The organism is Acinetobacter sp. SK-43 (genome assembly GCF_015351505.1).
Classification (GTDB): Bacteria; Pseudomonadota; Gammaproteobacteria; order Pseudomonadales; family Moraxellaceae; genus Acinetobacter; species Acinetobacter junii.
In genome coordinates, this window is sequence record NZ_JADKPY010000002.1 from 80,846 (window position 1) to 92,986 (window position 12,141).

Here is a 12,141-nt window from a genome sequence, read left to right on the forward strand (position 1 = left end):
GGGCAAAGTCATATCTTTGCCCAATTTTTAACAATGATGATAAGGAATAAGATCATGTATCACACGACCACTTCAGCTTTGAGCCAACTCAAACAACTATGTCCCAACCAGAGCTCTATTGCGAGTTGTTTAAATCAACTTCGACAAGCCAAAATTCAATTTCTGAATCTAGGCAATATTATTATTTGCCCACAATCCCGCTCTATTTTGATTTTCAAACAACGTAAATTAATGGAAATAGAAACTTTTTCAACCTAATTTAAACAAATTTACACTGCATCAGAATCGTATCAAGTACAATCTTTTCTATTGTTATTCATTCAGGTAAATCTTATGTCTGTGCAGCGTTTGCATGTCACTTCTCGTTACTGCGAAGTCGCAATTTCAGGAAATTTGGTTCATTTAGCAGGTCAATTAGCTGATGATACCAGTGTAGATGTGACTGCTCAGACACAGCAGACTTTAGATAATATCGATCGTTTACTAGCGGAAGCGGGAACAGATAAAACCCATATTTTGTCAGTGCTTATTTTTCTTAAAGACATCGAGAAAGATTATGCCGCGATGAATGCGGTTTGGGATGCATGGATTGCTGAAGGTCATCCCCCAGCACGTACCTGCGTAGAATCTAAACTCTATGCGCCTGACGTACTAGTGGAAATGACCGTTACTGCTGTTCTTCCAGATTAAGACGATTTTGCAGCAAACATACTGTACTTCATCATACGTTCTGTTTGAGGCAATGAGGTAGATGAAGTTGTCATAATAGTATTTGATTCATAAGGATCAGATACCAAATCTTCACGTAATTCATGTTCTGTTGGAATACTACCATAGCGTAGAACTTTATAACCAGCCAGCTCCAACAAACTATCTTGATAGTATTTTTGATTTAAACGATTAATTGAAGACTCATCTGCAATCTCAATCACAGCGAGAACCTGATATTGTTGATCAAGCACAACAAAATCTGCCACTAGTCCTTGATACTTACGGCGTGTATGCGCATATTTTGTTGTCAATAAAGCATCAAAAGACACGTGTGCAAGTACAGTATGACGTGGCAAAACAGCCTGTAAGCGCATAAGTGTAATTTGTTCAGAAATCGTGAGAATGCCGCGGCGTTTTAACGGACTATCTTGACGTTGATTTTGATGCATACGCCGAAGCGCGAGTGCTGCAATTATTAGCAACCCAGCTAATGTAATGAAATAATACATTTCTAACCAATCCCTTTAGATTTTTTATAATCATTTGGCTTTATGCCATTTTTTTAATCAATAACAGCGATAGCAAAGTCATTTTAGCAGTGCAACTTTAAAGTTTTTAATCGTTTTTTAGTAGTCGACCAAAGTCGTAAAAGCTGTTCTGCTCTTTATTTATAATCATCATGGCTTAAATATTCAAGTTGATATTGTCATTTTATGTTTCTATAAATTACAGTTTTCTCATTAAATTGTGATGATTTTGACATTTCAAGACGAAAAGAAAGGGAAACTATGTTTCCCTTTCTTTTAAATATTAACGATGAGCTTTAGCCTTAGGTTTACTCTTTCCTGAAAATGGCTTTTTATCGCCAGTTTCACGTGGTGGCAAACCAGTGTGCTGAGTCAACACCTGTCCTTTTTGAGGACGTTTCTGACTCGATTGAGACTGCGGACGAGACTGTTGACCACGTTTTACAGAATCACCAGCCACGGTCGAGTTTTTCTTACGAGCAGACTTATATTCACCTTCAGCCGTGCCTTGTGGCTGATAGGTTGGAATCAGATGCTGTTTCGAATTACCAATTAAATCCGAACGCCCCATTTCTTTCAGTGCTTCACGTAATAAAGGCCAGTTATTTGGATCATGGTAACGCAAGAAAGCTTTATGCAAACGACGACGTTTTTCGCCTTTCACGATATCGACATTTTCGGTATAACGCGCCACTTTAGACAATGGATTCTTGCCTGAATAATACATCGTGGTCGCAGTTGCCATTGGCGATGGATAGAAGGTTTGTACCTGATCGGCACGGAAACCATTCTTTTTCAGCCAAATCGCCAAGTTCATCATGTCGTAATCCGTTGTACCCGGATGCGCAGCGATGAAGTAAGGAATTAAATATTGTTCCTTCCCTGCTTCCTTACTAAAACGCTCAAACATTTGTTTAAAGCGGTCGTAAGTTCCGATCCCTGGTTTCATCATCTTGGATAATGGACCATGTTCGGTATGCTCAGGTGCAATTTTCAGATAGCCACCAACATGGTGCTGTACCAACTCTTTGACATATTCAGGGTTTAATACTGCGAGATCATAACGCAGACCAGAACCAATCAAAATCTTCTTCACGCCTTTGATTTCACGTGCTTTACGATAAAGCTGAACCAATGGCGCATGATCAGTGTGTAAGTTTTGACAAACACCTGGATAAACACAAGACGGTTTACGGCAGTTCTTCTCGATTTCAGGGTCATTACAGTGCAAACGGTACATGTTTGCCGTTGGACCACCTAAGTCTGAGATAATGCCTGTAAATTGAGGTGCAGTATCACGGATCTTTTCAATTTCACGCAGAATAGATTCTTCAGAACGGTTTTGAATAATACGACCTTCATGTTCAGTAATCGAACAGAACGTACAACCACCAAAACAACCACGCATGATATTCACAGAGAATTTGATCATATCAAATGCAGGGAAACGCGCATTACCATAAGCTGGATGCGGTAAACGTGCATAAGGTAAATCAAAGACATAATCCATTTCTTCCGTTGTTAACGGAATTGGTGGTGGATTAATCCAAACATCACGTTCGCCATGGCGTTGTACCAATGCGCGAGCATTTCCTGGATTGGTTTCCAGATGCAAAATACGGTTGGCGTGCGCATACAGCACTTGATCATTGGCGACTTCTTCAAAAGAAGGCAAACGAATCACAGCGAGTTCACGTGGAGGTAACTTATGTTTAATCGCTTTGGATGGCGCAGGTTTTAACTGTACGATCTGCGTATCTGGATCAAGTTGATCCCCTTCACGAACGATTGGATTGGTCACAATTTCTTTTTGGAAATTTTGATATTGTGCGAGTGAGTTGCCTTTTTCTTTTTCAACTTCACAGCCATCAATATCTTCAGTCATGACATATGGATTGATAATTGGGTCTACACGACCAATCGTATCCACATCATTACTTGCGATTTCAACAAATTGTGCTTTTGATGCTTTATTGTGTTTATTAATAATAAATGCAGTACCACGAACATCAGTGATGTCATGAACTTTCTCACCTTTAGCTAAACGATGCATCACTTCAATGATTGCACGCTCACCATTTCCATACATTAATAAATCGGCTTTAGAATCCATCAAGATTGAACGACGAACCTTGTCTGACCAATAATCATAATGAGCAATACGACGTAGGCTACCTTCAATCCCACCGAGCAATACTGGCACATCAGGAAAAGCCTCACGGCAACGCTGACAATACACCGTGGCAGCACGATCTGGACGTTTATTCGGTTCATTATTTGGCGAATAAGCATCATCTGAACGGATTTTACGATCTGCCGTATAACGGTTAATCATCGAATCCATATTGCCCGCAGTTACGCCCCACGCAATGGTTGGTTTACCTAAAACACGGAAACTTTCAACATTGGTCCAATCTGGTTGAGCAATAATACCTACACGGAAGCCTTGTGCTTCGAGCACACGCCCAATCACACCCGATACAAAAGATGGATGATCAATATAAGCGTCACCACAAACTAAAATAAAGTCACACGCATCCCAACCGAGTAGATCCATTTCTTCTCGTGACATCGGCAAAAATGGTGCGGGTTCAAAACACGACGCCCAATATTTGTCGTAATCAAACAGCGCTTTAGGCGCAGTCTGCTTGGTATAGGCAGTAGACATAGCTTGCGAATCTCGGCTAGCAGATGAAGGAGAGACATCTAAAGATGAAAGCCGATCATTTTAACATGAATTCAATTCATTTTCCCTGTTTATAAAGCATTCAAGAACAAGGAGATAACAAATTATTTGTACAAAGTTTATTCAGATTTAATAATTTAGGCTGAACGTTGTAATTTACCAAGATATAAAGCGGATACTAATCCAATCACCAAAACCACACTCACACTCCAATTAATTCCAATCCAGCCAAACTGCTCCCAAACCAATCCACCGAAGCTGCCGAGCAAACTTGAACCAATGTAATAGCAGAATAAATACAGCGAGGATGCCACTGCACGATATTGAACTGCTTGTACTGAAACCCAACTACTTGCGGTCGAATGCGCTGCAAAAAATGAAAAAGCGAAGATAATCAAACCGATCAAAATTGACCATAATGCTGGAATGAGTGTAAACCACAAGCCAATCATCATCGTCATTAACATCATCGGCAGAACTTTATCTCGTCCATATTTAAAGCCCCATTGTGCTGCTTTAGGCGAACTATAAATGCCTGCTAGATAAGCAATCGAAATCACACCAATCCATGCTTGTGATAAGTGAAATGGTGCTTCTAATAAATGATAGCTAATGTAGTTAAATACTGTCACTAAACAGCCCATTAAGATAAAACCTTGGACAAATAAAATCCTTAATTTTGAATCTTTTAAGTTTTGTTCAAATGCATCCTTAAAGCGAGAAAACCGAAAGGGATACGGTTTAAAGTGCTGCGATTTGGGCAATAAAAAATAAAATAAACAAGCGATAATCAGATTTAGAAAACCAATAATATAAGTAGCAGATTGCCAAGAAATAAAATCAACTAAAACCCCAGCGATTAAACGCCCCCCCATACCACCAATTGCCGTACCTGAAATATATAGCCCCATGGCAAAACCGATATCTTTTTGTGCGATCTCCTCCCCGATATAAGTCATTGCAACCGCTGCGACACCACTCACAGCTAAGCCAATAAAAATACGAGTAGTCAGAAAAATTTCCCAAATCGGAAATGAAGCACTAATCAGCAATAATATGGAAACAAAAAATAAGGCAAACACCATGATCTTTTTGCGTCCGTAACGATCAGATATGAATCCTGTGAACAACAAACCAATCGCGAGTGCAATGGTTGAAAAAGATAAAGGGAAACTACTGTGCGTTGGTGTGACCTGAAAGAATTTTGCAAAGATCGGCATCATCGGCTGTACACAATACAAGGATGAAAAGGAAGCAAAACCAGCAAAGAACAAAGACCATAAAATCGCGGTAAACGATTTTGAACCATATTCAATATGGGTTGGGCGTGTAACTGATTCAGACATGAGGACTCCTTCTGCCTGATCAGTATACGCTTTCAACCGAAATGAGGAATGACCATTTCGGCTAATTTTACCCGACGTTTAAAATAATGCTTTCGGCAAACGAATCTGGATAATTTCGTTGTCGTCCGCAAGTTTGGCATTACGTCCCGAAGAACCTGGGAAATTGTTGTCATTCAATACAGTTAATGTCGTTCCATTTTCAATAATTACATCTTCAATCGTTTCAAATGGGAAAGCAAAGACCTGACCTGTTCCAATATCCCCTTCACGCGCTGTGCCATAGAGTAAATTTGGATTGGCAATTTTGATTAAATCCACCAAATCTTCACGTACTACCATTTGTTTAGGTTCGATCAAAGTGATCCGTATCAGCTTTTTATACCCGCCTAAATTATTTTGGCTCGCATCACGTTCGATGATGATGCCATCTTTATCACTAAACAATTGGAAATCACCGATATTGGTTGCCTTGCTATTTAAAGCGAACCAATAATATTGTCCCGTATAGCTTTTCTTCTGAATATCAAATTGAGAAATCAGAAGTTGACCTGTTGCATCATTCAGCAATGGCTTTTCCAGTAGAGGATATAGATACTTGCCATCTGGAGAAATCGCCATTCCCTCAAAGCCACCACTGCGCTGTACCAAAGGCTCAACAAAATTGATGTTGGCTTTGTTGAATTGGTTTTGAGGGGAACGTAGTTCTTGGGCTGAATTTAAAGGATTAGGCAATCCAATTGGTGCATCCAATAAAATTCCTTCTGCTGAGAAATGTAATAAGTAAGGGCCAAACTCATCACCGATCCAATAGCTGCCATCTGCTGCACGTTGCATCGACTCAGGATCAAAATCGGCACCTGTTAATAAACGTTCTGAAGTATTTCCATTCACAATTTCAAATGGAATACGTTTATTGGGATCACGTAATTGAATAAAGCTTTGGACTGAAACTTGCCCTGTGCCTTTATTTTTTGTTCTGAAATCGGCTTTGATTTTATAAATACGCAATAAATAATCCGCTGAATTGTCTTGCGTACCAAAACCATTATCAGACATCGCCATATAACTACCGTCTTCATTTTTCAAAGCAGCCGAGAAACCTTGTACAGGTTGCCCTTTAAATGGTGGATAAATACCATTAGCGCCACTGACAGCGTTGCCAGAATCAGGTCCAATCGCATAGGTTTCTACAGGCAGCTTAGCAAAAGAAATCAAGGTTGGCTCAGTCACTTGATCTACCGATGTTTTTTGATCTTGATCATCATCATTACATGCCGTTAAAGCCAAAGCACTACAGCACAATAAAGCCAATAAAGTTTTCTTGTTCATGGTTTTATACATTTGGTAAAAATCAAGAAAAATTAGAACAAGTTTTTATGAAACTTTGACTTCAATAAAATGACATCTTTATGGCGATGCAATCCGATGCTTTCTCCTTAAAACTCTATTTTGTTTTAGAGTTTTGTGGGCTGATATTCACCTGCAATCGCAGCTTTTAAAAAATTCTGAAAAGTCGGACATTGCATATGATTTTCTGCGGGACATATCGCAGCATGTCTCAATACTTCGCTAATAAAATGTAAACGTCGTGTCATTTGTTCTAATTGTTCTGCCTTATCATTCAGCATTTTCCGATCCAACTCAGGCTTTCCATCCTGCCCAAACATGCTTGCAATTTCATCCAATGAAAAGCCTGCTGCTCGACCTAATGCAATGAGAGCCAGTTGATCCAAAACTTGTTTACTGTACTGACGACGTAAGCCATGACGACCAATCGATTTGATTAACCCTTTCTCTTCATAAAAGCGCAATGTCGATGTCGTGAGCTTTGCTTTTTTTGCGACTTCACCAATATCAATAAATACCCATTGACTTCAAGTTAACTTGAACTTGCACAATCAATTTATCAGATTTTATTGGTAAAGGCTCTAGGTGATGAAATGAATGTGTTGGAACGATTGATTTACATTTTTGGACTTGGTATTGGTGCAACCATCATCATGGATATTTGGTTGTTGATATTAAAAAGATTCAATATCCCAACGTTAAATTTTGCTTTACTTGGACGTTGGGTTGGCTGGATTTTGCGTGGAAAAATCCAGCATCAATCAATTGCTCAAAGTCCAGAAATTCGACATGAATATCTACTTGGCTGGATTGCTCATTACAGTGTGGGTGTCATTTTCTCTTTCAGCTTTATTTTAGTGGTAGGCCAAAATTGGTTGGCTCAACCTCAATTTCCTTCTGCACTTTCCTTTGGTGTCATCACTGTTTTGATCCCTTTTCTGATCATGCAACCCGCGATGGGTTTAGGTATCGCTGCCTCAAAAACACCTCAGCCTTTTATTAACCGCATCAAAAGCTTGATCAATCACAGTATTTTTGGGTGTGGTTTATTTCTCACCGCTGAATTATTTAATTTTTTCTAATCGAGGACGACTCCATGAAATCTATCGCAATTATCTACCATAGCCGCCAAGGTCATACTCAATTTATTGCAGAGCAAATTCAAATAGGTGCTACAGAAGTAGAGAATATTCAAATTGATTTGTTTACAGCGGAATCATTGATGGCTCATCCAGACCTTATCGCCCAATATGATGGACTCATTTGGGGTAGTCCAACTTATTTAGGTGGTGTTTCAGGTACCTTCAAACAACTGATGGATCTCACAGGACCATTATGGAAAAAGCAAAGACTAAAAGGAAAACTCGCGGCAGGATTTACGGTTTCATCACTTCCTGCTGGAGATAAACAGTCGACACTCATTTCACTTTTCACCTTTTGTATGCAACACGGTATGATATGGATTGGTAATCCTGTTCTACCTGAACAACATCAAGGTGTACCTTATACTCAGGCACTCAATCGTCTTGGTTCTTGGTCAGGTTTAATGGCGCAAGCTGAACATCAAAGTGTAGCCAATGCGTTTGATTTTGGTGATATTAAAACCGCCCAATTATTCGGGCAAAATTTTGCATTAAATTTAAATGCAATTCAGAGGTGATTACGTGAAGGCAGCAAGTCTTTTATTTCCATTCATATTATCTTGCATGATGTCATTTCTCATCTCAGGAATTACTACCTTTAAAGCGGTAGGTTTAATTGATAACTTCTTTTCAATGTGGATGTCAGCTTGGATTGTGGCGTGGATGTTTGCATTTCCAAGTGTATTAGTCTGTGCACCGATTGCTCAAAGGCTAGTAGCATGGATAATAAAGACAGCCAATTTGAAGCATTGAGATATTCAACTATGTAAGCCACAGCCTACACGAAATCAGGTGATTGACGCATATACAACATGCCAATACTTACCTAGAATGCAAGACACAGAGACAGGATGTCTCATTTAAAATAATAAAAAGCACAGGACGTGGTCATCGACAGGAGTTGGTGATAGCACCAAATACGAAGAAGCCTCGACAGGAAGTCGAGGCTTCTTTTTTTCTAAATAAAGTCAAGCCTAAAATATAAAAACCAACGATTTTGCCTATGAACCATCATTGACCCGAACTAGGCCTCTTTTTACTATCCTCGTGCTTTTATAGAATGGACACACTTTTTTCACGATGATAACGCGATACAGATTTTCTTTTACTCAGTTTCAAAACAAATGTCTTAAACTCAGCTTTATAGTTATTAGTGCCTACTTCATCGTTGCATGTACAACAATAAAATCACCAACAATCAACCATTCACAACAATTTTCACAAGGCATTCAAACGGCTTTTTCTGTTCATCCAACGACTGCAAATCGTGTCGCACCCATGATTCTGCAAAGCGCTGAATTTTATAATATTTCCCCACATTTACTTGCTGCACTGATTCGACAAGAATCTAGCTATATCGCCAATGCCAGATCATCAGCAGATGCTGTGGGATTGACCCAAGTACGTCCCAAGTTTTGGCAACAGACCTGTTCTGGAAATCTTTATGATGAACAGATTAATATTAATTGTGGCGCATACATTCTTGCAAAATACTATCAAGCGACTGGTGATTGGTTCAAAGCACTTGGTTATTACAATGTCGGACCAACCGGTTATAAAAGAAGTCTCTACATGCGCAATCAAGCACATCGCTACGCCAACTCAGTAAAACGCCATGAGCAAGCTTTAAAAGAAGCATTATGATTACATCATGTACGTATATACGTACATCAGTTGCGGTGATTAACGAATATACGACTAAAGTATAAAGCTCTATCATAAGAATCATAAAGAGACAGGAAGTCTCATTCAGAACAACAAGAAGCACAGGACGTGGTCGTTGACAGGAGTTAACGGCAAGAAACCAAATATGAAAAAGCCTCGACAGGATGTCGGGGCTTTTTTTATGTCCAAACAATGCTCTTCACATGATCGTAAAATAACTATTATTGACTCATTTACATGGTGTTAATACCATCAATTCATCTTGGTACTTTTGGTTTATTATTTTGCAATTCTTATTCAATCATACTGATCAATACAGTCGTATCAATAAATTTAATGGAATGATTTTAAAAATTAGTTTGAGCATGATAGCGATCAGTATGACAGCATGCAGTAGTTTAAGCGGATCATTTGCAAACCGATCTAATCAATTGTCTTCAGGTTTGCAAAATGCTTATTCTGTTGCTCCAAATACTGCCAATCGTTTATCTCCTATGATTGTGCAAAGTGCTGAACGTTATGATGTTTCACCGACTTTACTTGCTGCACTAATTCGCCAAGAATCAAATTTTAATAGCTCAGCGCGCTCGCCCACAGGTGCGATTGGTCTAACTCAAATTATTTCTAGCTATTGGAGTACATCTTGCCCTGGCAATTTGTATGATGAAAACACCAATATCAACTGTGGTGCTTATATTCTTTCCAGCTATTACAAATCTGCTGGAAGTTGGTCAAAAGCCGTAGCGTATTACAATGTTGGACCGACTGGCTATGAACGTAGTTTTTGGACTCGCCATAAAGCGAAGAAATATGCACGCTCAGTTAAGCGCCATGAAAAGACCTTAAAAAAAGCCTTATAAGAATGAAGTAGTAAAAAAACCATGCGCTTAGGCATGGTTTTTACTCACTCAACAATGCAATCAAGTTTCGTCAAATAAACCTTCAAATAAAACAGAAGATAAATAACGCTCGCCACTATCAGGCAAGATCACCACAATGGTTTTACCTGTATTTTCAGGACGTTCTGCAATTTGAGCTGCTGCTGCTAAAGCTGCACCGCTTGAGATACCAACCAAAATGCCTTCTTGAGTTGCACACTTTCTTGCCCACTCAATCGCATCAGCACTATTCACTGGTACAACCTCATCCACCAAATCCAAATCTAAGTTCTTAGGAATGAAGTTCGCTCCAATACCTTGAATCTTATGCGGTGCGGGTGAAATGCTTTCACCATTTTTAGTTTGAGTAATGATTGGAGATTCAGCAGGTTCAACTGCGACAGAATAAATTGGCTTATTCTGAACTTGCTCAAAATAACGAGAAATGCCAGTAATTGTCCCGCCCGTGCCAACACCTGCAACTAGAATATCAACTTGTCCATTGGTTGCCTGCCAGATTTCTGGACCTGTAGTGTCAACATGAATCTGTGGATTGGCTGGATTTTCAAATTGTTGTGGTAGAAAATAAAGCTCTGGATTTTCCGTTGCTAAACGAACCGCTTCATCTACTGCACCTTTCATACCTTTAGCAGGTTCAGTTAAAACAAGATTCGCACCTAAAGCTTTTAATACTTTTCTGCGTTCTAAACTCATACTGGCTGGCATCGTCAAAGTGATTGGATAAGCTTTTGCCGCTGCAACGAATGCTAATGCAATTCCTGTATTGCCACTGGTTGGTTCAACAATATGCATACCCGCTTTCAACACACCACGCTTTTCCGCATCCGCAATCAAAGCTGCACCAATACGACACTTCACTGAGAATGCAGGATTACGACTTTCAACTTTTGCCAATACTGTTGCGCCAGTTTTAATCAGACGATTGATACGAACCAATGGTGTATTACCAATCGCTTCAGCATTGTTTGAATATACTGCGATCCCTAAGTTTGCAGGCACTGGAAATTGTTGATCGGTCGACATGTTATTTCCTTATTAGATTTGGAATGATTCTCAACCATTATAGGCTTGTCAGCTGAGTAGGAAAGTAGAAAACGTAGGATTTATGAAAAGCTCTTCCCTTATTTATAGCTTTATTCACTGATTATGCGCCCGTAAACCATGAGAACAACACATACTCATCGGACGTTTCATAAAATATTTCTACCTCATTCCACTCTGCTGTTAATTCTAATGCTAATTTTAGATCTGAAGAAATAGGCAAAATAAAACTTTCAATTGAAAGAACCTTGCCACCATTATGATAAATTCCCCAACGATCAAAATATTTTAGATTTTTGCATTTTGACTTTCCTTTATTAATTTTTGAATAGAATACATTATCCATTGTGTTTGTTCTTGGACTTCTAATTCAGTCAATTTTTTAAAATTAGCTTTCTCTAATATAGGTAACAACCAAATATCAAAAATATTTTTTAAATCTGTTGTAGTTGTTTCAAGAATATCCCATTCTTCATAAAAATGAAGTTCATGAATAACCAGTGTTATAAATGCTTCTAATAAATTCAAACCTTGTGATTTTTTACAAATAAAATAGACAGCATCACACATCCCTTCATCGAAAGTCCTATATTCAATTCGATCAATGTGTACGCGAGTAGAATTAGATAGTATATTTTCTACTTGTTTAAGATTTGATTTAATTTTTTCTAATGAGATTTCATCCATAACATCTTCTTAATCAATCACAATTATATAATTAAAATAAATATCAAATAAAAAACACCCCCTCTGCGTATGCGGAGGGGGTGTATTAAT

The 12,141-nt window shown here is 38.8% G+C and carries 15 protein-coding genes; 7 read left to right on the forward strand and 8 right to left on the reverse strand.

Translation table 11 applies throughout. The annotated features are described in order from the left end of the window. The first annotated feature begins 54 nt into the window (after nt 1-54). The gene (locus IRT38_RS01820; protein ID WP_126132075.1) at nt 55-258 is read left to right on the forward strand and encodes a hypothetical protein; all 204 of its coding nucleotides are present in this window, start codon (nt 55-57) and stop codon (nt 256-258) included. 75 nt (nt 259-333) lie between these two features. Next, nucleotides 334-690: a RidA family protein gene (locus IRT38_RS01825; protein ID WP_004957219.1), complete on the forward strand. Its 357-nt coding sequence runs from the start codon at nt 334-336 to the stop codon at nt 688-690. Here the strand turns inward: IRT38_RS01825 and IRT38_RS01830 are convergent. The 5 genes from IRT38_RS01830 to IRT38_RS01850 form a co-directional block, all read right to left on the reverse strand. Beyond that, nucleotides 687-1,220 (reverse strand): DUF2726 domain-containing protein, encoded by a 534-nt coding sequence (locus tag IRT38_RS01830; protein ID WP_004917136.1) that lies wholly within the window; start codon nt 1,218-1,220, stop codon nt 687-689. The two genes, IRT38_RS01825 and IRT38_RS01830, sit on opposite strands and share 4 nt — an antisense overlap. A gap of 301 nt (nt 1,221-1,521) precedes the next feature. Next, complete coding sequence (locus tag IRT38_RS01835; RefSeq protein ID WP_125299601.1) at nt 1,522-3,906, reverse strand: YgiQ family radical SAM protein; 2,385 nt, start codon at nt 3,904-3,906, stop codon at nt 1,522-1,524. A gap of 155 nt (nt 3,907-4,061) precedes the next feature. Further along, on the reverse strand, nt 4,062-5,270 hold the full coding sequence (locus IRT38_RS01840) for an MFS transporter (RefSeq protein WP_194596801.1): 1,209 nt from the start codon (nt 5,268-5,270) through the stop codon (nt 4,062-4,064). 78 nt (nt 5,271-5,348) lie between these two features. Then, nucleotides 5,349-6,599 (reverse strand): esterase-like activity of phytase family protein, encoded by a 1,251-nt coding sequence (locus IRT38_RS01845; protein ID WP_194596802.1) that lies wholly within the window; start codon nt 6,597-6,599, stop codon nt 5,349-5,351. Nucleotides 6,600-6,724: 125 nt separating this feature from the next. Continuing rightward, entirely contained in the window at nt 6,725-7,129 is a 405-nt protein-coding gene (locus IRT38_RS01850; protein WP_194596809.1) for a helix-turn-helix domain-containing protein, read from the reverse strand. Nucleotides 7,130-7,210: 81 nt separating this feature from the next. On the opposite strand from IRT38_RS01850, the gene IRT38_RS01855 reads away from it, so the two are divergent. The 5 genes from IRT38_RS01855 to IRT38_RS01875 all read left to right on the forward strand — a co-directional run bounded on the left by IRT38_RS01855 (nt 7,211) and on the right by IRT38_RS01875 (nt 10,284). Beyond that, on the forward strand, nt 7,211-7,699 hold the full coding sequence (locus IRT38_RS01855) for a DUF2938 domain-containing protein (protein WP_194596804.1): 489 nt from the start codon (nt 7,211-7,213) through the stop codon (nt 7,697-7,699). Between the two features lie 14 nt (nt 7,700-7,713). Beyond that, the gene (locus IRT38_RS01860) at nt 7,714-8,277 is read left to right on the forward strand and encodes a flavodoxin family protein (protein WP_194596805.1); all 564 of its coding nucleotides are present in this window, start codon (nt 7,714-7,716) and stop codon (nt 8,275-8,277) included. Between the two features lie 4 nt (nt 8,278-8,281). Continuing rightward, complete coding sequence (locus tag IRT38_RS01865) at nt 8,282-8,512, forward strand: DUF2798 domain-containing protein (protein ID WP_194596807.1); 231 nt, start codon at nt 8,282-8,284, stop codon at nt 8,510-8,512. A 327-nt stretch (nt 8,513-8,839) separates the two neighbouring features. Continuing rightward, nucleotides 8,840-9,403: a lytic transglycosylase domain-containing protein gene (locus tag IRT38_RS01870; protein WP_194596808.1), complete on the forward strand. Its 564-nt coding sequence runs from the start codon at nt 8,840-8,842 to the stop codon at nt 9,401-9,403. A gap of 362 nt (nt 9,404-9,765) precedes the next feature. Then, nucleotides 9,766-10,284: a lytic transglycosylase domain-containing protein gene (locus IRT38_RS01875; protein WP_042893722.1), complete on the forward strand. Its 519-nt coding sequence runs from the start codon at nt 9,766-9,768 to the stop codon at nt 10,282-10,284. Nucleotides 10,285-10,344: 60 nt separating this feature from the next. Here IRT38_RS01875 and cysK read toward each other — a convergent pair whose 3' ends face one another. The 3 genes from cysK to IRT38_RS01885 form a co-directional block, all read right to left on the reverse strand. Then, on the reverse strand, nt 10,345-11,346 hold the full coding sequence (cysK, locus tag IRT38_RS01880; protein ID WP_151723117.1) for a cysteine synthase A: 1,002 nt from the start codon (nt 11,344-11,346) through the stop codon (nt 10,345-10,347). 121 nt (nt 11,347-11,467) lie between these two features. Next, nucleotides 11,468-11,710: a hypothetical protein gene (locus IRT38_RS17480; RefSeq protein WP_227592126.1), complete on the reverse strand. Its 243-nt coding sequence runs from the start codon at nt 11,708-11,710 to the stop codon at nt 11,468-11,470. Then, on the reverse strand, nt 11,653-12,051 hold the full coding sequence (locus tag IRT38_RS01885) for a hypothetical protein (protein WP_227592127.1): 399 nt from the start codon (nt 12,049-12,051) through the stop codon (nt 11,653-11,655). The genes IRT38_RS17480 and IRT38_RS01885 overlap by 58 nt, the downstream gene beginning before the upstream one ends. Nucleotides 12,052-12,141: the final 90 nt, after the last annotated feature.